The 24,057-nt window shown below is 55.5% G+C and carries 24 protein-coding genes; 11 read left to right on the forward strand and 13 right to left on the reverse strand.

Annotated elements, in window-relative coordinates; genetic code table 11:
* Window positions 1-657 precede the first annotated feature (657 nt).
* The 4 genes from HY788_23015 to HY788_23030 form a co-directional block, all read right to left on the reverse strand.
* Window positions 658-1,242: a 4Fe-4S dicluster domain-containing protein gene (locus HY788_23015; GenBank protein ID MBI4777014.1), complete on the reverse strand. Its 585-nt coding sequence runs from the start codon at window positions 1,240-1,242 to the stop codon at window positions 658-660.
* A gap of 11 nt (window positions 1,243-1,253) precedes the next feature.
* Window positions 1,254-3,491, reverse strand: a complete 2,238-nt coding sequence (locus tag HY788_23020) for a molybdopterin-dependent oxidoreductase (GenBank protein ID MBI4777015.1) — start codon at window positions 3,489-3,491, stop codon at window positions 1,254-1,256.
* Window positions 3,492-3,603: 112 nt separating this feature from the next.
* Window positions 3,604-6,618, reverse strand: a complete 3,015-nt coding sequence (locus tag HY788_23025) for a hypothetical protein (GenBank protein ID MBI4777016.1) — start codon at window positions 6,616-6,618, stop codon at window positions 3,604-3,606.
* A gap of 358 nt (window positions 6,619-6,976) precedes the next feature.
* Complete coding sequence (locus HY788_23030) at window positions 6,977-7,831, reverse strand: glycosyltransferase (protein ID MBI4777017.1); 855 nt, start codon at window positions 7,829-7,831, stop codon at window positions 6,977-6,979.
* A 425-nt stretch (window positions 7,832-8,256) separates the two neighbouring features.
* Here HY788_23030 and HY788_23035 point away from each other — a divergent pair, with 425 nt between their 5' ends.
* The gene (locus HY788_23035) at window positions 8,257-9,096 is read left to right on the forward strand and encodes an MBL fold metallo-hydrolase (protein MBI4777018.1); all 840 of its coding nucleotides are present in this window, start codon (window positions 8,257-8,259) and stop codon (window positions 9,094-9,096) included.
* Between the two features lie 192 nt (window positions 9,097-9,288).
* Here HY788_23035 and HY788_23040 read toward each other — a convergent pair whose 3' ends face one another.
* The 5 genes from HY788_23040 to HY788_23060 form a co-directional block, all read right to left on the reverse strand.
* The gene (locus tag HY788_23040) at window positions 9,289-9,720 is read right to left on the reverse strand and encodes an archease (protein MBI4777019.1); all 432 of its coding nucleotides are present in this window, start codon (window positions 9,718-9,720) and stop codon (window positions 9,289-9,291) included.
* Window positions 9,721-9,903 carry a CooT family nickel-binding protein gene (locus HY788_23045; GenBank protein MBI4777020.1) on the reverse strand — a complete coding sequence of 61 codons (183 nt, stop codon included), beginning with the start codon at window positions 9,901-9,903 and terminating at the stop codon, window positions 9,721-9,723.
* Window positions 9,904-10,329, reverse strand: a complete 426-nt coding sequence (locus HY788_23050; GenBank protein MBI4777021.1) for a DUF3842 family protein — start codon at window positions 10,327-10,329, stop codon at window positions 9,904-9,906.
* A gap of 119 nt (window positions 10,330-10,448) precedes the next feature.
* Window positions 10,449-10,880, reverse strand: coding sequence for a hypothetical protein (locus tag HY788_23055; GenBank protein MBI4777022.1), 432 nt, complete (start codon window positions 10,878-10,880; stop codon window positions 10,449-10,451).
* A gap of 46 nt (window positions 10,881-10,926) precedes the next feature.
* Window positions 10,927-12,633: an FAD-dependent oxidoreductase gene (locus HY788_23060; protein MBI4777023.1), complete on the reverse strand. Its 1,707-nt coding sequence runs from the start codon at window positions 12,631-12,633 to the stop codon at window positions 10,927-10,929.
* A gap of 218 nt (window positions 12,634-12,851) precedes the next feature.
* On the opposite strand from HY788_23060, the gene rpsF reads away from it, so the two are divergent.
* The 10 genes from rpsF (at window position 12,852) to HY788_23110 (ending at window position 21,498) form a co-directional block, all read left to right on the forward strand.
* A complete protein-coding gene (rpsF, locus tag HY788_23065; protein MBI4777024.1) occupies window positions 12,852-13,340 on the forward strand; it encodes a 30S ribosomal protein S6 in 489 nt (162 codons plus the stop codon).
* A 2-nt stretch (window positions 13,341-13,342) separates the two neighbouring features.
* Window positions 13,343-13,594, forward strand: a complete 252-nt coding sequence (locus HY788_23070; protein ID MBI4777025.1) for a 30S ribosomal protein S18 — start codon at window positions 13,343-13,345, stop codon at window positions 13,592-13,594.
* 144 nt (window positions 13,595-13,738) lie between these two features.
* A complete protein-coding gene (locus tag HY788_23075) occupies window positions 13,739-14,719 on the forward strand; it encodes a DUF2232 domain-containing protein (protein ID MBI4777026.1) in 981 nt (326 codons plus the stop codon).
* 88 nt (window positions 14,720-14,807) lie between these two features.
* Window positions 14,808-15,251 carry a 50S ribosomal protein L9 gene (locus tag HY788_23080; protein ID MBI4777027.1) on the forward strand — a complete coding sequence of 148 codons (444 nt, stop codon included), beginning with the start codon at window positions 14,808-14,810 and terminating at the stop codon, window positions 15,249-15,251.
* A 4-nt stretch (window positions 15,252-15,255) separates the two neighbouring features.
* Entirely contained in the window at window positions 15,256-16,626 is a 1,371-nt protein-coding gene (gene dnaB / locus HY788_23085) for a replicative DNA helicase (protein ID MBI4777028.1), read from the forward strand.
* Complete coding sequence (locus tag HY788_23090) at window positions 16,616-17,113, forward strand: NUDIX hydrolase (protein MBI4777029.1); 498 nt, start codon at window positions 16,616-16,618, stop codon at window positions 17,111-17,113. The genes dnaB and HY788_23090 overlap by 11 nt, the downstream gene beginning before the upstream one ends.
* Before the next feature lie 13 nt (window positions 17,114-17,126).
* Entirely contained in the window at window positions 17,127-17,987 is an 861-nt protein-coding gene (locus HY788_23095) for a 3-hydroxyacyl-CoA dehydrogenase family protein (GenBank protein MBI4777030.1), read from the forward strand.
* Between the two features lie 92 nt (window positions 17,988-18,079).
* Window positions 18,080-19,102, forward strand: coding sequence for a hypothetical protein (locus HY788_23100; protein MBI4777031.1), 1,023 nt, complete (start codon window positions 18,080-18,082; stop codon window positions 19,100-19,102).
* 211 nt (window positions 19,103-19,313) lie between these two features.
* Window positions 19,314-20,429, forward strand: a complete 1,116-nt coding sequence (locus tag HY788_23105; GenBank protein MBI4777032.1) for a class I SAM-dependent methyltransferase — start codon at window positions 19,314-19,316, stop codon at window positions 20,427-20,429.
* A gap of 40 nt (window positions 20,430-20,469) precedes the next feature.
* A complete protein-coding gene (locus HY788_23110; protein ID MBI4777033.1) occupies window positions 20,470-21,498 on the forward strand; it encodes a glycosyltransferase family 4 protein in 1,029 nt (342 codons plus the stop codon).
* Window positions 21,499-21,575: 77 nt separating this feature from the next.
* Here HY788_23110 and HY788_23115 read toward each other — a convergent pair whose 3' ends face one another.
* From HY788_23115 to HY788_23130, 4 genes are all read right to left on the reverse strand, one after another.
* On the reverse strand, window positions 21,576-22,244 hold the full coding sequence (locus HY788_23115; GenBank protein MBI4777034.1) for a ribulose-phosphate 3-epimerase: 669 nt from the start codon (window positions 22,242-22,244) through the stop codon (window positions 21,576-21,578).
* 20 nt (window positions 22,245-22,264) lie between these two features.
* Window positions 22,265-23,125, reverse strand: coding sequence for a polyamine aminopropyltransferase (gene speE, locus HY788_23120; GenBank protein MBI4777035.1), 861 nt, complete (start codon window positions 23,123-23,125; stop codon window positions 22,265-22,267).
* A 53-nt stretch (window positions 23,126-23,178) separates the two neighbouring features.
* The gene (locus HY788_23125) at window positions 23,179-23,556 is read right to left on the reverse strand and encodes an S-adenosylmethionine decarboxylase (GenBank protein MBI4777036.1); all 378 of its coding nucleotides are present in this window, start codon (window positions 23,554-23,556) and stop codon (window positions 23,179-23,181) included.
* 77 nt (window positions 23,557-23,633) lie between these two features.
* Window positions 23,634-24,011 (reverse strand): S-adenosylmethionine decarboxylase proenzyme, encoded by a 378-nt coding sequence (locus HY788_23130; GenBank protein MBI4777037.1) that lies wholly within the window; start codon window positions 24,009-24,011, stop codon window positions 23,634-23,636.
* Between the last annotated feature and the right edge of the window lie 46 nt (window positions 24,012-24,057).

The raw sequence follows: 24,057 nt of genomic DNA on the forward strand, positions 1-24,057 counted from the left end.
AATTTTAGAGGCAATCTCCAGGCTCTTACGAAAAACCTTGTCCACTATCCGACCAGGACGAAAGAACCCAAGAAGAAAAGGTCCCAAGCTGAAGCTCTTCGCTATGGCCTACAAACCTATCGCTTAAGTCAATGACATTGATACTTACATTATGAAACAAAGGGTGCTAAGATGCTGGTAAGAAGAGCCCAATATATCAACTCCTTGTGCGTTATCAATTTTTTTCATTGGTTGCGTTTTGGTGGAATGGCAACACCAAAATGGGGGTTTACTCCCATGGATAAGGAGACAAACGAAGAAACCAAACGGTTCATATTTACTATGTTGGATAATGCGAGAACAATTGCAGAAAACAGGTATAAGATATTGACACAGGGGCATTATGATTGGCTCGGAATATATTTGAGAGATCAGGAGGGAATAAAAAAGGAACTGGAGGATCGCACACGTACTCGAGACGTGCCCTCGAAATGAGTCCGTGTTTCGCACCATGGTGTATCGAGGGAAGAATCCTGCGGTATTCTCCCCCGACTCACCAGATAGGAGCACCTCCCGAAGGAGCCTGCCCTGAGCTTGCTGAAGGGTGGCGCCTGTCTGGAACGCTTTGAAGGGGGGTATCGGGGGGGAAACGTTGAAAGAAGTTTCCCCCCCCGATGATCAGATCAGCCTCCGGCGTTTCAGCGGGGGACAGTAGTACACGGACGGGTCGGTTCCCAGTTCGGGCCGCAGTTGAAACGCTTCCCGGTCCCGGATCAATTGGGAGACCTTGCTGTTCGGGTCCTCGAGATCTCCGAAATGAATGGCCTGGCCCTCGCAGCACACGGCGCAGAACGGGTCGAGCCCCTGATCGATGCGGTGGCGGCAGAGGTGGCATTTCTCGATCGCGCCTTTGTGGTCGTTAAAGAGGATGGCGTCGTAAGGGCACGCGTCCTGACACGCCATGCATGCGTCACATCGTTCCTCGTCGAGAATCACCGGACCGTCGTCCCGTTTCACGAGGGCTCCGGTGGGGCAGACGTCCACGCACGGCGGGTACGCGCAGTGCATGCAGAGCCGGGGCAGGAATTCCATTCTCAATTCAGGGTAGCGGCCCACGGGAGTATCCTTGATGCGCGCGTCCCTGGTTTCCACGCGGATCCAGGGCCCCGCGGCCGGGCTGTTTTCGAGATTGCAGGCCACGGTGCACGTTTCACATCCGATACATCGTTCCTGATCGATCACCAATACCAGTCGCTTTGCCAAGGCTCGCTCTCCTACGCTTTGCGTACGTCAACGGCAACGTCGTTCATCGCCATGTTGGGCTCGAAGACCTTCTCTTGCACGGGATTGATCGCGTCATGCGTCAGGGCGTTCACATCCCCCTCCCTGAACTGATCGACCCACCAACCTTCACAGATGTTCACCACGCCCGGACGGACTCCTTCGGTTAACCGGGCTTTGAGCGTGGCCCTTCCGCGGTCGTTGAAGACCGTGACCCATTCATCGTTATCGATGTTTCTCGCCCGGGCGTCGAGGGGATTGATTTCCACCACGGGTTCCGGGTTCATCTCGAGCATTCGGGGCGCGTTGGCGAACATGGAATGGGTACGGAAGCGGCTGTGCCCCTGAACAAAGGTCAGGGGATACTTTTCATTGAACGACGGGCCCTCGAGGGGCTCCAAATAAACGGACAGCGCCTGTCCGAAAGGGTGCAGCCTTTCGGCGTACAGTTCGATCTTTCCGGACGGGGTGCTGAAGCGAACCTCGTCGTCGCGGTCCGGAACCTGAGACGCGTGGGTCTGCGCAGGACCCTGTTTCAGCCGTTCCACGTCGATGCCCTCCACGGAGGGATGGCCCGAGTCCAGCAACAGGTTGATGAATCCTTCTTCTCCGAAATCGAAATAGGATCCGAGCCCCATTTTGCGCGCGAGTCCGGAAGCAATATCCACGTCCGACCTGGATTCGTAGAGCGGTTCGACGACTTTTCGCTGAAGCTGAAGATACGGATGGGGCCCCATGATCAGGTCCGAAAACTCGAGGAAGGAACAGGCCGGCATTAGAATATCCGCATATCGGGCCGTTGGAGTCATGAAAAGATCGGCTACGGCTATGAATTCCAGATTCGGGAAGATTTCATTGCGGATCCGGTTGCTGTTGGCGCACTGGTTCAGGAAATTGATGAACGCCATCCAGACCGCTTTTATGGGAAACGGTTTACCCGAGGTAATGGCGTCGTACATCTGGAGAACGCCGAGGCGTTTCGAGGTCGGCCCCGAGGGATCGGCGTGCAGGAAAGGTTGCCAATTGAGCACCACGGGCCGATGTCCGGAACGGGACGAGAGGCTGACGTTGCCGGTGATGCTCGATAGGGCGGCCACGGCCCGGATCGAGAGGTCGCCGTGATAGGTCCGGCTGAGGCCCATGTGCGTTACAATGGAAACGGGCCGGGCGTTGATCATTTCTTCGGCCAGGCGGATAATCAATTGCTCCGGAATACCGGTGATGCCGGAAGCTGTTTCCGGAGGGTAGGCTTCGGCGAGTTCCTGCAGAAGCTGAAAGGACGGCTTGAGTTCCAACCCGTTTACCCGATAGCGGCCTGTCAGGGCCGCAGTGACTTCCTGAGCTTTGGCCGGTTTTAGGCCCTGGCCCTGCTCGTCCCATACCACGCAGTCGGATCCTTCTACCAGTCCGACGTCCCTTCCTCGGACGAGCGCGCCGGTGTCGGTCCGAACGAGGTAGGGAGCCACCGTGTGGAGCCGCAGGAACGCCTCGTCCTGCAGCCCCCTTTCGAGCACCACGTGTATCATACCCAGTGCGAGAGCGGCGTCCGTGCCCGGCCGGATACCCAAATACTCGTCCGCTTTGGATGCCGTGACCGTGAACCTGGGATCGATCACCACCAGGCGTGCGCCGCGCTCCTTGGCGTCCATGATCCGCCGCATCTGATTCAGCGGAACGCTTTCTCCCGGATTCGAGCCCCAGACGATGATCAGATTCGGATCCGACCATCCCGCCAGCAGTTCGTAAGGGAAGTGAGTGCCGAAAACGACCCGGGTGCCGCACGGGAGTCCGGCGTCTCCATACCCCCAGGTGCTCACTCGAGTGCCTTGAGTCAGGCTGGCCAGCCTCAAATACGCCCCGAACTTGGTCGTGCCCGAGCCCGGACCGCCCAGCACCCAGCCAATGGAGGACTCGCCGTGTTCGGATGCAATTTCCCGGAAACGGGTCGCCACCGTGCCCAACGCCTCATCCCAGGATATGCGCTCGAACTTCCCTTCGCCCCGTTGTCCCACACGCTTCATGGGGTACTTGAGACGATCCGGATGGTAGGTGATGTCCAGGCTCGAGAGCCCCCGCAGGCAGATTCTCCGGTATCCGGGATCCGGAAAATCCGCCGGTTCCAGCTTGACGACCCGGTCTCCATGCACGTGAGCCAGGATTCCGCAGGCGTCAATGCCGCAATGGGCGGGGCAGGCCGTTCTGACGATCCGGACGTCTTCTTTCTTCACCATGAATACAGAACCCTCCATGTCAAAACGACGTATATTTTAGCAAGAAACGGCAACGGAGGATGATTGTAGCTGATTATCACGGCGTTTCAACTACATGATCACAATGTGCTGGTTATCCCGCCGGGGGACGCTCTTCCCATTTCTTGAGGGCGTCCAGGTATTCCCCCGAGCGGTCGAGGTAAAAGGAAAGAGCCCTCGAGAAGTTTTTTCCCACGAGACCGTGCACGAACATCAGGCTGATTTCCTCCTGTTCTCGAAGAATGGATTGGGATCCGATGAAGATCCGCCGCTCTTCGGGGGGGAGGGTGCTCAGAATCGCTCGCAGGGTCACGCGGGCGCGGGGCTGGAGCATCCAGAAATAGAGAAGATCCAGGGCATTGATGATGATGATTTTACGCAGGCCACGGAGTTCACCCCCGGCCCGGGCTTCCAGTTCCTGGGATTCGCGCAGCAGTTCCGACGCGTCTTTTTCCGGGAAGAGCAGTTCCAGTTGCGCGTAGGTATCGAACAGGTTGACGAGCTTGCTGCTGTAATCCCTCCACCGCATTCGGATATTCTGATAGCGGTCGACCGTGCCTTCAAGAAAACCGGCCACCAAATCGGAGGCCAACTTCGAGATGACGGCGGCCCATTTCTGGAGGATGACGTCCACGCCGATTACGCCGGCAAAGGCCAGCGCTCCGCCGGCTATGGTGTTGAACGCCACGGCGATAGGTACGGACACCAGGGTCCGAAAAAGGTTCCCGTAGACAGCGCCTTTGGGGAAGCCCCGGAAGGCGTTATGGCTCGAAATATACAATCCGTTGGCCAGGGCTATGACTGTGTACAATGCCGCAGGATTGGTGCTCGTGGTGATGCCGAATCCGCGGTCTAACAGTACGGTTTTGACCACGTAATCGAGCAGGGGAACGGAAAATCCCGTATACATCAGAGAATCGGTGATGCGTTCCCAGCTGACAAAATCGTCCCACCTGAGAAGAGGAGAGCGGCGGATGCCGCCTCCTCCCAGGACCGATTGGAGGACGATCCGCAACCCCGTGATGCCGAACCAGATGAAGGCTCCGAAGTAGGCCAGGAGCCACCAGTCTTTGGTCAAGTAGAAGGTCAGGAAGGCGGGAATGAACCCGATCAACAGCTTCAGGCCGTTCTTGACGCCGGTGTTGAGGTATTTCCAGGACAGACCCCGTTTCTCGGCTTTGGTTGTCGGAGGATCGAGGGTCAGGCCGTTGCTGACTTCCGCTTGCACGCCTCCCAACGTGACGATGTTTCCGGGTGATTCCAGGCGGATCGAGTCTTCCGCCACGACCCAGTCTTCCCGGCGCGCTTCCGCAAGAAATCCTACGCAGGGCAGACGGCGTACGAATCTGAAAAAGGATCGCGCCGCCTTGGATTCCCCTCCTCTCGGCAGATGGGTCGTGCGGCGAAAAGCCTGTGCAGTGACAGGGATGATATCCCGTACCGGGCCCTTTGGGTGATCGATCTCTTTCCGCGCCCGTTTCGTCAGGGTTTCCTTGATCGCCAGCCCCATACCGTGGACTCGAGGGGCCCGCCCCGTGGAATCACTTCCGATACGTGCTTCTATAGGCGCGCCTTTGTAGGTGTCTTTCAGACTGCCGATGTCGTGCAGGATGTCGTGAAGCTTCGCGATGCGATCCGGATCGCCGCCGCCGCTGTTCAGGCGATCGATCATGGATAGGATCATCCGTTTGAGATGGACCACATTGCCGCCGTTAATGGCCGTCTGGAGCTCGTTTATCTGTTCGAAATGAGCCGTCTTCCCTTCGGCGTAGTCTTTGAGGTTGAAAATCTCGAGCCTCGATATGGCGCCTTCACAGTCGTACAGCAGCTCCAGCACGTCCTCCGCCCGGAGGTTGGTGAGATTGAGCGTCACGTAGTAGACGGGATGTAATTTACTCAATCGCTCGATGAGCTGACGGGCGGAGAGATTCAAAAGCCTCGGCGCCTCCGGGCCCTCGGCCGGGATGTTCGGATTCGGTATATGGGGATTGGCCGAAGGCTTGAGAAACGTCTCCATAATGGCTTCGGTGTCCATACGGTTCATGCTTTGCAGGAGGTTCTCGATCCCGGCGCGCTCATTATCGGAGGCCGTTTTGAAGCGCTCACGCAGGGCAATGACATGGGTCCGCATCCGGGCGAGCATCTTTTTGTGGATGAATTCAGCCAGATGAACGACGGAAGCCTGGCCCGTACCCACAAAAGCGGAAAACTCGGCGGGATCGAGTTCCGGCATGTCGAAACCGAACGCCTTGCTGATGTCGTGGCGGTGACGGACATTGAATTCGTTTAAGACAGCGTTAACGTAGCGTTGCTGAAAACGGGAGACCCGCCTTCCTTCCTCCATAAACGAAGCGACCGGTCCCTCGGCGAGAAAACACAGAAAGGCCTGAACGTCATGGAAGCCCCTGGGGACCCAGATGATCTGGGCGTAGCGGTCTCGGATTCTCGTGAAAAACTCGATGCCGATTCGTACGGTAATACCCATGATTTCAGCCGCTTGAAGCAATTCGACCGCGAACTTGGCTTCCAGATAGTTGTAGTAAATGACCCTCAGACGACGGATTCCCTTGATCCATGCGTCCATGATGAGATGACTGGAGGACTTGCGCCCTTTGGTGTTGACGTCATGCACGTGATCGTCGAAGGTCACCTGGTTCCAGGCTTCCGACATTTCGAGAAGGTGGTAGCGGCGGAGCTGGTTCCGGACGATTCGCGGATTTCCCGCAGCGGCCGTCCGAAAATCGTGAGCCAACTCGAGCTGGCGCCGCTCGTCGCCGTGGGCGCGCACCAGTTCCTTCATGATCGTCAAAAGAACGCGGGCGGTATTCAGAGGGAGGGCGCCGACGGCCGTGCTCAGCACCTCTTCACGTAGTGAACGCAGGGCGTCCAGCCGATCGTCGAGCTCGCCGGTTTCGAGGGATTCCAGAAGGTGAACCACTGCAAAAGCGATGCGCAATCCCCTCGACTCGGCCAGTTCCTTGATGCCATGGGGGTGAAGGTAAGGGTAAACCAGCTTTCGGGCGTGCTTGCGGGACTGGTCGCGTGTGAGAACGTCGTTGACGATGTCCAGCAGTTGGTAGTCGCGTTTATCGAATTGCCATCGAGACATGGATGTTCCTGTGCTATGGGAATGGTTCAGGGGGGAAAACGTTTGAGAAGGTTTTTCCCCCTTTCCCCTCCCTTTCAAAACCCTTGAAGCAGGCGCCACCTTTCGACCGGTTCGACAGGCTCACGGCTTTCACCAAGCTCAGGGCAGGCTCCTGCGGGAGGCGCTTATGCTAAAAGCATGGCTGAGTTGTATGAAAACCTCAGCCGGCTCCCTTCAGACCCCTTCGCAAATTGTTACAGAGGTAAATCTAATTTGTTACAAAATTTCTTTCAACCGATTTGGGAAAGAAATACGAAGAGTTCGCCTTAGGATAGGCCATCCGTGAAAAGATACGAACGGAGGATAAAGCGGCGAGGCATTATCGAACAGAATACCGGTCTCTTAACAGCTTGCGCTCCCGGTCCACATCATTTCGTTTCATCATGTAGGCCTTGTCAAAGGGGGTTCGGGCGTGCAGGCACTTGAGCTCGGCATTGAACACAGTGGTCAGGATGCCTCTTGCCCGCGTAAAGAAATCCTTGTGTTCCATTTTTTTCAACCGGGGATCCCAACCCACGTGCGCGACGCGGTCCGTCCGTCCGATGAAGAAATTCGCCACCATGTCGCAAACGGGAAACCCTCCAATCTCACTACCCACGGGTCTGGTTGGCTCGGCTTTCGTGGGAAACAAGGCCACTTTGCTGAAGTCCGGCGTTTTGAACAGCGGTAGATCCACCACCGCCCCGCCCATGATGTCGATCTCGGGATTACGCTCCATATGGGTGAGGGCCGACGTAAGGTCCGTGCGGCGATAAAAGATAAAGTCGTCATCCATGATGAGCGCATACTTTGTTGAAACAACTTTCAGGGCTTCGTTTCGTCCAAATGAGATACCGGTGTCATAGGGAAGACGGATGACGTTCACGCCACTGATTTGCGAAGGACAGCGGCTGTCGTCCGCAATAACGATTTTGAGGCTCGGACAGATCCTTTCCGTACTGGCGATCAAGCGCTTCAACATGTGCGGCCGTTCAAACGTCTTTACTACAGCGGTGAGGTGCTGAAGCAACGTTTCGTCACAGGAAGGGGGGATTCCACAGAGTGTATCCAGGATCCGTTGGGCGACGAGTTCCTGAGCAACGACAACGGTGTAGATCGGCTTTCCCAAAGCCCGAAGACGACCGTCCACCATCTGGTTGAGAACAAAACGCTTGGCTGTGTCAACAAGCGACATAGGCAGACCCGGAACATTGATTCGCTAATGGGTTCCGATTGCAGGGCGTCAAGCCCTTTCCAGCAAGGCGCTGTTATAGCCCCGGCGGACGTGAGCTATCTTTAGGCGCTGAATAGTAGGACATTTTGAAGGCTCAGGCAACGACTTTGCATTTCGGCCGGGGGCTCGACGCCTATTGCGAACATTGTTCCGCCGGAGCTTCCGCGGTCTCGTGTCCTTCGGACCCAGACAGCAAGCTGTCCGGTGCTGGGTTACGCTCGCTTACCCGGCCAAGGATGCTTTTGAGACCGGCGCCACCCCGCGGTAGGCGCCTCCACTCGGGAAGTCTTGCGAACGCGACGGAGAACTGTTAATTCAGAGGAGTTCCACACGTACCCGGTTAGAGCGTATTTGCCGCTTTGTACCAAGCGAAGAAGGAGCATCCTATGGAGACCATTGTTTCCATTTTGTGTGACAACAGCATCAAAGCCCCCGGATTCATGGGAGAGCACGGCTTCAGCGCGCTCATCGAACGGAACGGGGAAAAACTGCTTTTTGACGCCGGATCGGCTTTGTCCATCGAGCATAATCTCAAGAAATTGGACAGAAATCTCGAGGGGCTGACCAAGATACTGGTGAGCCACGGCCATTACGATCACACCGGTGGGTTGAAGTGGGTTCTCGAACAGGTCGGGCGTGTCGAGGTGGTGGCTCATCCGGCCATGTTTTCGAAGCACATGGCCCGCAACCCCGAGGATCCAAACGATACCGGCAGGTATATCGGTTGTCCGTACCCTCGCGAAGAACTGGAACAACTGGGAGCCGTTTTCCGATTCACGGACCGGAGCATCGAGGTCGTTTCCGGCGTGTGGTTTCTGGTGGGCATCGAGCGGGAGCAGGATCATGTGCCTTCGGACCCCCGGCTCGTGCTTCCCGGCGGAGGTTCCTTACAACTCGATCCTATCGAGGACGACGCCAGCCTGTTGATCGAAACGGACGAGGATCCGGTGCTGGTGCTGGGATGCGCCCACGGGGGCGTGCTCAACATCCTCGATCACGCCAAAAACGAGATGGGCGTGAACAAGCTGAAAGCCATATTAGGGGGCACCCATTTGCTGCTTGTCGGTTCCAAGGACATGCCTGAAATCATTGAGAAGTTCGAGGAGTTTTCCGTGAAATTGCTCGGCGTTTCGCATTGCACGGGCATGAAGGCCACGCTTGAGCTGGCCAGGCATTTCGGAGACCGTTTCGAACTGGCCTCGGCCGGAAGCGTGTTTCGCTTTTAACCGGTCGGCTCGGTTAGTCGATGGAGTCGCTTTTTAATGGAAGCCTGAGTGAAGTTTATCAACCGGTTCGTGGGCGGTTTCATCGGATCGCCCATCATGAACTTTATTGTCGTGGACGTGAGGGGGGGCGGAACGGCGGCTCTACGTGGAATCCGACGACTTCTTTCTTCCGGCAACTATAGATACGCGGAATCAGACATCGAAAATGACCGTGGCTTTCCATGTGCGGTTCTTTCGGATATGGATCCGGTGGTAGGTGGCTGCTTTGATGTCCTCGACCACCTCGTGGACCTCCGGATCGAAGGGAACGGTCTCGATGTCCGCCCGTAGATGGCGTTCGGACTCCATCCGTACGGAAATATCCTCTATCACCTGTCGTTCTTCTTCAAACAGATACAGAAGCTCGTTCAGAAAGCGGATCAGAAGGTCCTCCCGATCGAGTCCCGACACTTCCACGAAGCCGCTTGTCGCCTCCACGCCGCTATCGCCGGAGACCATCTCGCGGAAAAGCGCGAGGCCGGCGGTTTGAAAAAGACCTTCGATCGTCGGCGCTTCGAATTCAAGGCCGAGGTCCGCCGTATGCTCGATGGGACGGCAGGTTCCGGGAAGAGGCGCTTTGCTCATTTACTCCAGAACGATTTTGTGTTCCACCAGGTTCAGTTTCTTGATCTTGGCGTCAACGAGCTTTTGTTCACCAAAGATGTTGACGATACGAAGCTTGCCGTTATCGGGCTCCACGATGTCCACGCTTTCCAGCAGCTTCTCCTCTTTTCCGTTTCTGATCAGATAGGCCGTTGCTTCACACATTTATTCAATCAACTCCTTCATTCTTTCGTTCACTATGATATCCACCAGATGGGGCAGCGGTTCGGGCCGCGCTCCGATAATCTCGACGGGTTCCTGGGTCAGGGGCAACAAATACTTTTTCGCCGGACTGGTGCAGATCGCCGCCGCGATGCCGGCGGTGACCTCGCCCATCATGGCGTCCACGAGAACGATGCTCACAGGGCCGATAATGGCGTCGGCCGTGGCCGCGGTTACACGAATGGCATTTTCGCCGGTGGCGCCCCGGTTGGCTCGAGCCTTCATCATCTGGGCCGTTGCGATGGCATTGGTACCCAGGGCAATGATGTCGACCCGTTCGCCGTACGTCTCTTTCAGACGCTTGACGATCGTACTGCCGATACCTCCACCCTGCCCGTCAACAACGCAAATCTTTTTGAGCTTACTCATATAACATAACCATTATCACCCTGACCACCATGCCGGATCCGGGTTTTAGGATTCAACATTTGACGTCGGGCGCCTCGTTCCAACCGGTTTGTTAAACTCGGCGGGATCCATGCTGAGTTTCATTGTATGGCCGCAGCGTACGCTTCGTCGATCCGTTGCTTCAAGTACGCCGGCGTTTCTCGGTCTCCGTCGTCCATGTCGAAACAGTAGCCCGCTTCCTGAAACAGGCCATTGGGTATGGCGTTGCCTTTTCCGTCAGGGTCCGTGATCTCATCTTCGTAAAAACAGACGGAGAGCCAGAAAGGCCCTTCCGGATCCGGGATCACATCCATCAAAAAGAACACGGGCCGCTTGCGATCGGTTTTCGAATCGGACGTTTGGGCGCGAAACGAATAACTGATTCCCGGCCGCGAAACGAATGACCACGCAGCCGGCGGTTTGCTCTTTACCGTTTCGATAAGCTCCAGGTAAGCCCGTTTGAGGTCCGATTGATCTTCGGGCCAACTGCTCAGAAATGCGTCCAGGTCCTTCTGTTCCTTTTCCGTCGCCATAAGACTCCCCTGCCTCCCTGTGGAACGGATTCAGATGAGTACGGGATTATTCCGTCAAATGGATGCCCCATTTTTTCAGCGCGGCCACCCCGCCTTGAAGGTTTCTCGTGTTTCCGATACCGGCGTCTTCCAGTGTGATCTGTGCTTCATACGAACGAACGCCCGAATTACATACCAGAATCAGCTTCTTGTCTTTCGGCACTTCCGCCATTCGTTCACGCAATTCGTCCTGGGGTATATTGATCCAGCAAGCGGGGTATCGTTCTACGTAGGGCTGGGCGTTTTGCGGTCCCCTGACGTCGAGAAAGATGAAATCGCCGTCGTGTCGGCACTGAAAGAGTTTGTCGAACTCGTCCACGTTCAAGATACGGTTCTTTTCAGCCAGAATGTTATCCGCCGTATTGGCGACGGCGTTCAGGATATCCATGGCGGCTGAAAAAGGCGGCGCATAGGCCACTTCAAGGTTACTGATATCCTCGATGGTGGGCTGATATTTGAGTATGGCGGCCACAGCGTCGATTCTAGCCGCCAGAGCGTCGTTCTTGGCTCCGATGCCTTGCAGACCCAGGACCCGGCGTGTCTTTCGGTCAACGATCAGCTGGAGGTACATGAGTTCCATTTCGGGATAGAAGTGGGCGCGATCTCCCTGCACCACAAAGGCGCTAACGGGATCGAACCCTTCCGCTTTGGCCTGCTTTTCGTTGAGCCCCACGCTTCCGAAACTGATTTCAAACAGCTTGACGATGAAGCTTCCCACAACACCCTCGAAGGTCGCGTTACCGCCTGCGACGTTCGTGCCGATGATTCTGCCCTGTCGATTGGCCAGGGAGCCGGACGGCAGATGGAAGCGCTTTCCCGTCAGGAGATGCTTGACCTCGATGCAGTCGCCCCCCGCGTAGATGTCGGGATCGGATGTTTCCATCCGGCTGTTGACGACGATTCCGCCCCTTGGGGTCACCTCGAGACCGGCGTCTCGGGCGAGATCGGAGTTGGGACGGAACCCCACGGCCATGATCACGGCGTCGGTTTCCAGGGAGCGTTGGTCGGTAACGACGACCAGGCCCGAATCCCGGCGCTCGATGGCCTGTATGGTTTCTCCGAGGTGGAACCTAACGTTGTTCTCCTCCATATGTTTCTGAGCCATGCGGGCTACGTTGGGATCGGCGACACCGGGAAGGATCTGATCCTGGATTTCGACGACGGCAGTCTCCACTCCCCATAAATCCGAGAAAGCCTCCGCCATTTCGAGGCCGATGGCGCCCGCTCCGATAACGACCGCCTTTTCCATTTTTCCGGTCGTCAGACGGTTCTTTATCGAAATCGCTTCGTTCAAGCTGGAAACGGTGAACACGCCTTCCTGGTCCGCCCCCGGTATGGGCAGACGGTGTGCGCGAGCCCCCGTGGCCAGCACCAGCTTGTCGTAGGGAAGCTCTTGTTCTTCACCCGAATCCAGATTGCGGACCAGAACGTTCTTGCGCCGCCGGTCGATGGCGACAGCCTCGGTTCGGGTCAGTACACGCACATCCTTGGCGTTCTTGAAAAAAGATTCGTCTCTCAACATGTGGAAGCTGGTGCTTTGCAGTTGGCTTGCATCGGCCACGTCCCCCGACACATAATAGGGGATGCCGCAGCCTCCATAGGAGATCAGCCGGTCCCGATCCACCAGAAGTACGTTTGCTCCGGGTTTCAACCGTTTCAGTCGGCAAGCCGTTTTGGGTCCCAGAGCCACCGCGCCGATGATCACAACGTTCATATGTGGCCCTCCTGAATTGATTATGGTATTCTTAGGGCAAAGCGGATCGGGATGCAAGGTCTAAATCGGCCTTGGATCTGATAAGCCTTGACAGCGATCCTGCTCCGATGATAGACAACTTCTTTTCTCCCGGAATAGGGCACTCGAACTCTCGAATTGTTTCGAATCCGGGGTAACTCCTTGCTCCGTCAGGGGCTATATCCGTAAGGAGACTGTTCATGAGACGCTATGAGACCATCTACATTTTAAGACCGGACTTACCGGAAGACGAAATCGAGGCCCTCTGCCAAAGATTAACCAAGGTCATTACCGACCACGGCGGAAAAGTGCTCAGTGAGGATCGGTGGGGGCTCCGGACCTTGGCTTACATCGTCAAGAAGCACCGCAAGGGGTATTACGTCCTCTTGGACTATGTGGCCAAATCGGACGCGCTTGCAGAACTTGAACGCACGTTTAAGATGATCGAAAACGTGATCCGTTTCTTCAGTATGCTGAAGCAAACGGACGTGGACCCGGCAGCACTTGAAGAGATGATGAAACAGAAGCCAAAGAAACCGTCGCCGCCGGTTGTGGAGGAAGGGACTCCGTCGAAAGAACCCGCCGAAGCGCAATCTGAAGCCCGGGAAGATGAAGAAGAAGAAGAGGAACCGGATGAAAGCGAATCGGACGAGCACGAAGAACTAGAACCCGTGGAAGAGGGAGCGTAATCATGGTAAGACCGACGACTAAAAGAAGACGAAGAGTATTTCACCGCAGGAAAGTATGCCGGTTTTGCACCGACAATTTAGAGATTGATTACAAAGATTCCCAGAACCTCAGGCATTTCACTACAGAGCGCGGGAAGATTATTCCCCGGCGCATATCCGGTAATTGCGCCAAGCATCAAAGGGAGTTGACCAGGGCCATCAAGCGCGCCCGGTCTATTGCCTTGTTGCCTTTTTCGAGCACTGCGACCCAGTAGGATTCCCGGGGGCGTACGAACATTGGGATAACCGGAGAACGAGGGAGTTTCCGAGCGCCCGCGTTTGATTCATAACAGAAGCTTCGTCTTGTTGATCGCCGGCGAAGCGGAGGGTGCTGTTTACAGGTTGCCAAGGATACTGCTTTGACACATAAGTCCCAATCAAGTTCCAGGGAACTCGGCTTGGGGACGTTAGCCATGGTGATACTGGTGGCGTGCTCCTCGTTGCATTTCGTGGCCGGAATTGTCGCCACCCTGCTGATTCCTCTCCCCGTATTGTATCTCAGATGGAAGGCGGGGAGGTGGCGTGCGGCGCTCATCGGGATATCTGTCTGGTTTCTCTACGGATTCGTGACAATGGGGAGTATTTCTCTCCCCGTTTTGATGGTGCTCGCCACACCGACGCTACTCGGAATTCTGCTCGGAGAATTCCTGCTGGCAGGGTACCCCGTCGGCCGGTGCATCGCGTTTTCGACCATCGGGTGTCTGATCGCTCTTTTTGCGGTGATGTCGACTTGGAGCACGGGCGCGGACGGTGTTCCCTTTTTCGAATCGTTCAGGGCCCAGCTCCAGGTGAACATGGAAGCCGCGTTCGAGGCCTACGGATCGGTGGGATTGATCCCCGCGGAGCAGATCCCGGAGTACAAGGAAATGGCGAAAGTGCTGACGGAAAGCATCTTCCGCATTTTCCCGGCGCTGTTCGTCATAGGTTTCGCGGTGATGGCGTGGATAACGCTGGTGATCGCCCGAAAGATTGACCCGATGAAGGGGCTGTTTTCAAAGGCTTGGGAACACCTCAAGGAATGGCAGGCTCCGGATCCTTTGATATGGGTTTTGGTAAGCGCCGGCTGCCTGCTGCTGTTGTCCGGTCCGGTTCCCAAAGCCATTGGCATGAATGTGCTGCTCGTTGTCTTGCTGGTCTATTTTTTTCAGGGGCTATCCATTGTCGCTTTCTTCTTTGACCGTAAACAGATTCCGAAATTCATCCGGGGCATCGGGTACGCTTTTATCCTGTTCCAGGAAGTGGCCACATTGCTGGTCATTGGTCTGGGCGTATTCGACGTCTGGTTTAACATCCGCCGGATAGGGAAGAATGCGATGGACCCCCTTAACGAAAACGGTTAGAAGTGAAGCCCGGAATTCAGTGCGAATCATGATGGCTTTGAACCTATTTACATTGGAGTAAAGATCCGTTCAAGACGGAGGGAAAGACGTGAAGCTAATTCTGAAAGAAACGATCGACTCCTTGGGAGTACGCGGCAAGATTGTGAACGTGAAACCCGGCTATGCTCGAAACTTCCTGATTCCGAAGGGACTGGCCGTACCGGCCACCGACGTGAATATTAGACAGCTTGAAAACGAACGCTACGTCATTGAAGCGTCCCTGATTCGCGAGCGCGATTTGGCGGAAGAGGTGGCGCGCAAGATCGAATCCATAACGAGCACCATCCGGGCCAAAGCGGGCGAAGGGGATCGATTGTACGGTTCCATTACCAACATGGATATTGCAAAGAACCTGCTAAATCAGGGCATCGAGATCGACCGGAAGAAGATCCTTCTTGATGAACCGATCAAGACCCTCGGGGAGACGAAAGTCTCCGTTAAGCTTCATCCGGACGTTGTGGCCGAACTGACGGTTAACGTAGTCAAGGAGTAAGGCTATGGCGGCCCGCGCCGCGGCTGTCACCGACAAAATCCAAGTCGGTCCGCCAAAAGTCCCTCCGCAGAATCTCGAAGCGGAACAGGCCGTGCTGGGAGGTGTGTTGATTGCCCCCGCGGCCATGCACAAAGTCGCCGAGCTATTGACGCCTATTCATTTTTACCGCGAAAGCCACGCGCTGATTTTTGAAGGCATGCTGGATCTCTACGAAGACGGTGAACCCATCGACGTGGTCACCCTCACGGAGCGTTTGAGAAAAAAGCAGCAGCTCGATAGAGTCGGCGGGGCCACCTACCTTTCCGCTCTTGCCGGCGCAGTGGTCACGGCGGCCAATGTTTCCAACTATGCCCGGATCGTGCATGAAAAAGCGCTGCTGCGTTCGATCATCGATAAGGGGACAGAGATTGCCGCCCGGGCTTACGATTTCACGGAAGACGTGGAGCGCCTGCTCGACGAGGTCGAGCAATCCATTTTCCAGATTTCCGGAAGCCGCATCAAACCGTCCTTTTTCGATCTGAACAGGATCATCAAAGAAAACATCAAAACCCTCGAATCGGCCTACCAGCGCAAGGAAGTGGTGACCGGCGTGCCGTCGGGCTTCAAGGACCTGGATAAGATTACGGCCGGGTTCCAGCGGGGCGATTTGATCATCATCGCCGGCAGGCCGAGCATGGGGAAGACGGCCCTGGCGCTGGATGTGTGCCGGCATGCCGCCATACACGGCAACATTCCCGTGGCCATCTTTTCTCTGGAGATGTCCAAAGAGCAATTGGGTCTCCGCATGTTGTGCTCTGAAGCGAGAGTAGACAGCGGCAGCGCACGAACCGGTTTCCTGGAAGAGGGCGATTTCATGCGTTTGATCGAGGCGGCCAGCCTGTTGAGCGAAGCGCCCATCTATATCGATGACACGCCTGCCCTGAATGTCCTGGAGGTGCGAGCCAAGTCCCGGCGCCTGATGCTGGACAAGGGAGTCGGCCTCGTTGTCGTGGACTACCTTCAGCTTATGCGCGGCCGCCAGAACGTCGACCGCCGGGAGCAGGAAATTTCCGAAATTTCCCAGGGATTGAAGGCGCTGGCCAAGGAGTTGAGCATTCCTGTCATCGCCCTGTCGCAGCTGAACCGCAAGGTCGAGGAACGGCACGATAAAAGGCCCTTATTATCGGACTTACGTGAGTCGGGAGCCATCGAACAGGATGCGGACGTGATCGCATTCATCTATCGTGACGAAGTGTACAACAAGAGCGATGACAACCCCAACCGGGGGATCGCGGAAGTGATCGTCGGAAAACAGAGAAACGGTCCCACCGGCAATGTCAATCTCGCGTTCTTGAGCAAGTTTACACGCTTCGAGAATCTGGCTTATGCCGTCTGATGACAGCAAGTCCTTGCCCCCGTCTCAACTGCTGTGTCCCAGGTGCGGCGCAGTAGTCCAAGTTTACCGTAACCCGTTGCCCGCAGTGGATGTGATCATCGAGTTGGAGGACGAATTCATCGTCTTGATTGACCGGAAGAATCCGCCGTTGGGATGGGCTTTGCCCGGCGGCTTTGTCGAGCACGGAGAAACCGTGGAAAACGCGGCCCTCCGGGAGGCCAAAGAAGAAACAGGCCTCGATGTAAACCTGCTGGATCTGGTGGGGGTGTACTCGGATCCGGCCCGAGATCCGCGGCGTCACACCTTATCCGTGGTATTCGCCGCAAAAGCCCAAGGCCGGCCCCGGGCGGGCGACGATGCGGCCGATTCAGGGCTGTTCAAGGAACATAATCTTCCTCACAACCTTGCTTTTGACCACAGACGTATTCTGCAGGACTACTACAGGATACGGAGGACCTTATCTCGATGCAAACGCATCCCAACCTGAAAGGAGATACGAGATGGAGATAAACAAGATCGGCGTTTTAGGCGCGGGCACGATGGGGCATGGTATCGCTATGGTATCGGCGCGCATAGGGTGCGATGTAATCTTGCTGGATGTTGAAGAACGGTTCGTCAAAAACGGACTCAGCCTGATCGACAACTTCTTAACCAAGAGCGTTCAGAAGGGCAAAATGACGGAGGAAGAAAAGAACGCCGTTACCCGTCGGATCAAAGGCGCCACACAGATGAAGGATCTGGCCGGTGTGGATTTTGTGATCGAAGCCGTCCTCGAGGATATTGAACTCAAAAAGCGCGTGTTCAAGGAGTTGGACTCTGTGTGCCGGCCGGACGTGATTCTGGCCTCCAACACCTCTTCCATGTCCCTCACGGAAATCGGCGCCGCTACCCGACGACCGGGCAAAGTGGTGGGTATGCATTTCTTTAATCCGGTGCCGATCATGAGACTGGTCGAGGTGATTCGCGGGCTCGAGACGGATGACGAGACGGTTCGTGTAACCAAGGAATTGGCCGAGAAAATGGGCAAAGTCACCGTGGAGGTGAAGAAGGATTCGCCCGGATTCATCGTAAACCGAATCATGATTCCCCACATGATAGAGGCCATCCGTATCGTGGAAGAGGGTATCGCTTCGGTGGAAGATGTGGACAAGGCGGTCAAAGCGGGTCTAAACTATCCAATGGGGCCTTTTGAACTGATGGACCTCACGGGGATTGACATTTGTTACTTTGTAGCGGAATATTTCTCCAAGGAGTTGAACAAGGAAAACAAGTGGGTGTCGCCCACTTTGTTGAAGAACATGATCCGCGCCGGAAAATTCGGGAAGAAATCCGGTGGCGGTTGGTATTCCGCGGACAAATAGCTTCGTGACAAGGCGTTTGGGTATCCGAAAGGAGGCCTCACGGCCTCCTTATTTACGAGTATATTCGAGTACCGCGTTGCAGGGAGGTTTCAATGAGCAGAGCTAAAGTGATTCTTGGATTGGTGGTTTCCATACTGTTGATTTCATCCATGACCTACGCGCAGCTTCTTGGGCTTCCGGACGATGCGCCGGCAAACCGTATCATTGTGCCGTTTTTCGACGTCGAAGAGAATGGGACCAATGACTTTCTGGTGGTCTTGGTCAATGTCATTGATCGGGATGTCAGAACTCATATCGTAGTGACCGACAGAGACACCGAACACGTCTATAATTTTGCCCTGACCCTGACCGGTGGCGACGTGGAAGGGTTCAGCATGCGCGAGCTTATCAGCAAGATGCCGTCCGCCGCTCCGGGCCTTCTTCGAGTGGAAGAAGACGGCGAGAGCTTTTTTCGCGGAGAAGTTTTTGTCGACGCACAGGTGCCTACGGTCCCTGCGGGGCAGCGCGATGAGTTCGAAGAGCGGCAGGGAAACGTTTTGCTATGCTATGTTTATTACATCGACTTGCCTAAGGGGGCCCTGGCCGGCATGAACGGTCTCCACGTGCAATACGGAGAGGTCGACGAGATCTTCGAGTACACGGATCCCGACACCATGGAAGTGGTGAACAACCTTGTCGACGAGGATGGGTACGAGCGTTTTACGGCTGCGGCTCAGGACGATATCGAAGAATTGATCCGGTACGGAGTGGTGGATACGGGCGACAGCGCTAGCCTGGACTTCTATGTTCGCTATTATATCGCGGACTCCGAGGGTTCGGACGCTACTCTGGCCGTGTGGACCGAAACCGCAGACTCGAATTACAGCGTTTCCTTCCTGGTCTGGGACGAAGACGAAAATGTTATTTCATCGGGCACGCCCTTGCCTCATCAGGTGAATATCATCAGACTGAGTCAAGTGGTTCCCAGCGGATTCGTCAGCGGGGGCGGAGGCGGCTGGATAACCGTTCGAAGCGGCAACGAAAACACCATGATGTGGGTTCGCGAACGCATGGTAAGACCGGACGGAGAGGCCATGGACGCTCTTAGGCGCGTTCCGAGGGAGCTGTTTCAGTAACAAGCCCCCGGTCGGCCTAGTGCCGACGGAGGAACTACGGCGGACGTATCGCCGATATTCCAGGACTTAAAGCCGGACTCCAGGAATTGACCGACTCCGAATCACCTAGAGGACACGCTTTTGGGAGTGCACGAGAGTGCGCAAAGCGGGTCCTTTTTTTGTTCCATCACTTGATTAAGGGTCTGTTCAAAGCTGAGGACGACCGTTTCGGGTGAATCATGTATCCATCGCCTCCGTCCGAATGGACCCCTTTGCCGAACACATCCGTGACATGTGGCCCATGAGAGGGATGATCGAAGCGCTTCTTAACCGGGTTTCGCCGGCCAGGAGATCTTTTGTGTCCGCCGCGCAGGCTCAGGTTGACGCCGAGAATTCGACGTCGAACCGCACTCTTTTCGCGCCTCCCGGCCACTTTCACTCGCCGATCCCATCCATTACCGAAATACGGAAAGATGAGCAACGGATTTTTGAGTTCAAGTCCGAAATCATTCCGGGCGTTGATCTGAACAAAGAATACCAGTTGAGGCTGCTGGATCAGCTCGAGGTGTTTTACAGCGAGTTGCCTTATACCCAGGATCGGGAGATCTATAGTGAATTGATGGCTCTTCGGGAATGGTACGAGCGAGCAAAGGACGAAACCGAGAAGAAGGCCATCCAAGAGAAAGGAGAGCGGCTCCTCGGAAAACGGCCGCGCAGCCGGCGGAGGTACTTTTTCGAAAATCCCAATTATGGTTACGCGGATGGCGTCTTTCTCTACTGCATGCTCCGTCACCTCAGACCGAAAAGGATTATCGAGGTCGGATCCGGCTACTCTTCCTGTATTATGTTGGATACGAACGAACTACACTCTGATGGATCCGTAGAGTGCACCTTCATCGATCCTCATCCGCAAATGCTTCGCGCACTTCTCCGAAAGGACGATCATGAACATATACGCGTTATTGAGAAGCGAATACAGGATGTGAACGTCGATGAATTTCGGACGTTGGGGCGCCGTGACATTCTGTTCATCGATTCTTCGCACGTGAGCAAGGTGGGAAGTGACGTCAATTATGTTCTCTTTGAGGTGCTCCCGAACCTTTCCGCGGACGTCTTCATTCACTTCCACGACATTTTCTTCCCATTCGAGTATCCGAAGGAATGGGTATATGCAGGCCGGGCTTGGAACGAATCGTATCTGTTAAGGGCGTTTCTGCAATACAATGCGCATTTCGAGATTGTACTGTTCACTACGTATCTGACGGGCTTTCACGGAGCCCGTCTAGAGCGGACGATGCCGCTGTGCATGATCGACAAGGGTTCCAGCATTTGGTTGCGGCGACGGTGAACGGATTTCAGCGGCTTTCCACCGGGCAGATAAAACCGACATGAAAATATGCTACCTACTTGAAGGAACCGATCTCTGGGGCGGAGTGAAAGTCGTACTCGAACAGGCGAATGAACTCTACCGGAGAGGTGTGGATGTCGTTGTTCTCTCGAAGGGACCCGAGCCGGATTGGTTCGAAGTCGAGTCTCCCTTTGTTCACGTGCCTGCGTTCACCCGTGAGGTCATCCCTTCCTCGGATTATATCATCGCCACATTTTGGGAAACCGTGGCTCCGGCAGTGGAGTCCGCCAGGGGCAGGGTAGTGCATTTCTGCCAGGGATTCGAGGCCGACTACGCCGTTAACCGGCATCTGGCGCCCCAGATCGACCGGGTGTACCGGTTGCCGACTTGGAAGATAACCGTGTCGCCTCACCTCGTTGAACTGATTTCCAATCGCTTCGGTCAATTTGCCGTGTGTATCGGGCAGACCTTCGACAACACCTTGTTCTACCCGGAGGATCGCCGTCCGTTCCCGGCGGTTCCAACAGTCATCTTGGTGGGAATCTACGAAGCCGATTTCAAAGGTATCCCGTTCGCGCTCCAGGCTTTGGACATGGTGCGTGAAAAGGGATTGGTGTTTCGGCTCCTTCGGGTTTCGCAGCTTCCCCAGAGCGAAGAGGAGCGGCGCTATGGTTTCGAGGGGAATTACTATGTGAATGTGCGGCCCGAGGTGATTTCCCGCTTGTATCGTTCGTCCCATCTGGCCGTTTCGCCTTCCTTGGAAGCCGAAGGTTTCGGCCTGCCTGCCCTTGAAGCTTTGGCCTGCGGCCTTCCTTCAGTGCTGACGGAGATTTCCTCGTTTCGAGGTTTCGATTCCCGAAGCGATTTTGCGCTGTTTGTTCCTCCGTCTTCACCTGAACCAATGGCCGCGGCCGTTATCCGGTTGATGAGGGATCCGGACCTGCGACGGCGACTGTCGGCTCGAGCCGTGGAGGCGGCGCGGAACCACTCAACCGAAAAAACGGTGTCGCGGCTCCTGTCTTTGTTGGAAAGCGGAGAGGATGGGGCCGGCCTGCGTGCATCTCTGTGAAACGGGCGTTCTCGGGGGCAAGGTGAGATTCCCCGGGGGGATTCCTGCTCAATGGATTGATCACAAGCAGGGAAGCTTCAACGACCGCCTTCGGATTCGATGATGACTTTCATGCTGCGGATGGTTTCGGCGTAATTCCTGCTGTTGAAGATACCGGAGCCGGAGACAAACACGTCCGCTCCGGCTCGGGCGACGGATCCGATCGTGCCCAGATCGACCCCTCCATCCACCTCGACGAGTACGTTGAGCCCCTTATCGCTGATGGTCTGTTTCAGGCGTTCGATTTTCTGAAGCACGTTTGGAATGAAGCGTTGCCCGCCGAATCCAGGATTCACACTCATCAGAAGCACCATGTCCACGTATTCCAACACATACTCCAGGTGAGAAAGCGGAGAAGAAGGGTTCAAACATACCGAAGGATGCGCACCGCATTCTTTGATGAGTTGAAGCGTCCGATTCAGGTGTATGCCGGCTTCCGAGTGTACGGTAATATAATCCGATCCGGCCTCGGCGAAGGCGGGAATGTAGGCGTCGGGATTCTCGATCATCAGATGAACGTCCAGGGGCAGGTCGGCCACGCGCTTAATGCTGCGGACCACCGGAGGACCGAAGGTGATATTGGGTACAAAGTGTCCGTCCATTACGTCCACATGTATCAGATCGGCGCCTGCACGCTGAATCCGGTCGATTTCTTCTCCGAGTTTGGTGAAGTCCGCGGATAACAAGGACGGAGCGATCATCTTCATGTCGCGGATTACCCTCTCTATCAGGAAGCGGTATTGGAAGGAGGACTACACGTCTTTTGTGCGAAAGTAGGGAGCTTGAAAGCCGCTCTGTGAACCTCAGGGTTGTAATATCTCAGGCCCTCCAGGGCCTGGAAACGGGCCTCTTGGTAATCTTCCACCGGATGCAATTTCTTGGATCCGAAAGAGAATCCGATGATCCCGCTGGGGTATGTTGGAACCATGCTGTAATAGTAATGGCAGCTCGGGAATATGCCTCCCAGGAAGGAAAAAAGACTGCTGATCACCTCTCTATGATAAAAAAACGACTCGCACTGGGCAACGACGATCCCATCTTCCGTCAGGGCGTTACGCGCGTTACGGTAGAAGGGTTCCTTGAATAGGACTTCACCCGGTCCGGACGGATCGGTGGAATCCACAATGATCACGTCGAATCGGCCGGGATGATCCTCGACAAACTTGGCGCCGTCGGCATAGTGCACGGCCACCCTCGGATCGTCCAGCCGCGATGCCAGGCGGGGAAGATACTTCTTGGAGACTTCCACCACTTGAGGATCGATCTCGCAAAGATGCACTTCCTTGACCCCTGGATGCCTTAACACCTCGCGCACCGCGCCTCCGTCGCCGCCTCCGATGATGAGGACATGTGCGGGATTCGGGTGGACCAGCATGGGGACGTGCACCATCATTTCATGATAAGCGAACTCGTCGAACTCGGTCACCATGATGATCCCGTCAAGGACCAGCATTCGGCCCAATCGGGATGTTTTCAGCACGGCAATGTCCTGAAAATCCGATCTGAAGTGACACAGTGATTCTTCGACACGGACACGCAAGGTGGTTCCAAATCCGATTTCGATCTTCTCTTCGAACCATAAGTCCATGGTTGTTCCGAGTTTGGCCATTGCGTGTTTGAACATTTCGAGCATCCCGATACCTATTTTCGGAGTTGAACATTCAGGCCGTATTGTTCGCCCTGAAAGTATTCCAAGCAAAAGCGGGCCGCCGCTTCGGGCTCGTAATACCTGCAGCTGAATATGTCTATGAAGGCTCGGTTGGATTCGTTGGCAAAATGCCCGCTGATAAGAGAAGTTTCGATCAACTGGACCAGGGAAAAACCTTCGACTTCCCCTGTGCCGAAGTGGACCACCAAGGGGTCTCCGTAAGCCTTCATATCGATCACTTTGCACAGCGCGGAGGCGAAATCTCGAACCACACGTTCGTCCGTAATGCGCTCTGTCTTGCATCCACGGATGTCCACGCTGGAGAGGATCCCCCATGCCTGCTCTTTGCGATACCGTTCACGCCACGTCAATCGATGCTCCTATATTCCATTCGCTCGAGGCGTTGAGAACACCAGCCGCAAACTCCGGCCGGTCTGGTTTCATGGGGTCACTTGTGTCGAAGTTCCTCTTTTGGGATGTCGAGCGCGCCTCGCTTGAATTCGATGACTTGCGTGCTCTTGGCCCCCAGTTCGGTCCGAATGGTTTCGTATGCCCGGTCGCAGTCCACGTAATCCCCGCACACGAACACATCCACCGCTGCGTAACCGTATTCGGGCCAAGTATGTATGGATAGGTGAGATTCTGCGATGACTACGACGCCACTGACGCCGTGAGGAGAGAACTGGTGAAAAAAGGGATGAATGACCTCAGCTCCGGCGTTAACCGCGGCTTCCACCAGTGTGGTTTCTATCTTCTCTTTGTCATTTAGCGCTTCCGGCGTACATCCATAGAACTCCAAAATTAAATGTTTGCCCAGTGCCTTCAACTTGCGGTCCCTCCTTCCCGATGTATTTTGAGCCGGTGCAAGGACG

The sequence above is a fragment of the Deltaproteobacteria bacterium genome (assembly GCA_016208165.1).
In the GTDB taxonomy this organism is placed as follows: Bacteria; Desulfobacterota; Desulfarculia; order JACQYL01; family JACQYL01; genus JACQYL01.

Coding starts and splice junctions, on each gene's coding strand:
- HY788_23020 (MBI4777015.1), bottom strand. CDS start 3,491: ATGGTGAAGAAAGAAGACGTCCGGATCGTCAGAACGGCCTGCCCCGCC.
- HY788_23025 (MBI4777016.1), bottom strand. CDS start 6,618: ATGTCTCGATGGCAATTCGATAAACGCGACTACCAACTGCTGGACATC.
- HY788_23030 (MBI4777017.1), bottom strand. CDS start 7,831: ATGTCGCTTGTTGACACAGCCAAGCGTTTTGTTCTCAACCAGATGGTG.
- HY788_23035 (MBI4777018.1), top strand. CDS start 8,257: ATGGAGACCATTGTTTCCATTTTGTGTGACAACAGCATCAAAGCCCCC.
- HY788_23040 (MBI4777019.1), bottom strand. CDS start 9,720: ATGAGCAAAGCGCCTCTTCCCGGAACCTGCCGTCCCATCGAGCATACG.
- HY788_23045 (MBI4777020.1), bottom strand. CDS start 9,903: ATGTGTGAAGCAACGGCCTATCTGATCAGAAACGGAAAAGAGGAGAAG.
- HY788_23050 (MBI4777021.1), bottom strand. CDS start 10,329: ATGAGTAAGCTCAAAAAGATTTGCGTTGTTGACGGGCAGGGTGGAGGT.
- HY788_23055 (MBI4777022.1), bottom strand. CDS start 10,880: ATGGCGACGGAAAAGGAACAGAAGGACCTGGACGCATTTCTGAGCAGT.
- HY788_23060 (MBI4777023.1), bottom strand. CDS start 12,633: ATGAACGTTGTGATCATCGGCGCGGTGGCTCTGGGACCCAAAACGGCT.
- rpsF (MBI4777024.1), top strand. CDS start 12,852: ATGAGACGCTATGAGACCATCTACATTTTAAGACCGGACTTACCGGAA.
- HY788_23070 (MBI4777025.1), top strand. CDS start 13,343: ATGGTAAGACCGACGACTAAAAGAAGACGAAGAGTATTTCACCGCAGG.
- dnaB (MBI4777028.1), top strand. CDS start 15,256: ATGGCGGCCCGCGCCGCGGCTGTCACCGACAAAATCCAAGTCGGTCCG.
- HY788_23090 (MBI4777029.1), top strand. CDS start 16,616: ATGCCGTCTGATGACAGCAAGTCCTTGCCCCCGTCTCAACTGCTGTGT.
- HY788_23095 (MBI4777030.1), top strand. CDS start 17,127: ATGGAGATAAACAAGATCGGCGTTTTAGGCGCGGGCACGATGGGGCAT.
- HY788_23100 (MBI4777031.1), top strand. CDS start 18,080: ATGAGCAGAGCTAAAGTGATTCTTGGATTGGTGGTTTCCATACTGTTG.
- HY788_23110 (MBI4777033.1), top strand. CDS start 20,470: ATGAAAATATGCTACCTACTTGAAGGAACCGATCTCTGGGGCGGAGTG.
- HY788_23115 (MBI4777034.1), bottom strand. CDS start 22,244: ATGAAGATGATCGCTCCGTCCTTGTTATCCGCGGACTTCACCAAACTC.
- speE (MBI4777035.1), bottom strand. CDS start 23,125: ATGGACTTATGGTTCGAAGAGAAGATCGAAATCGGATTTGGAACCACC.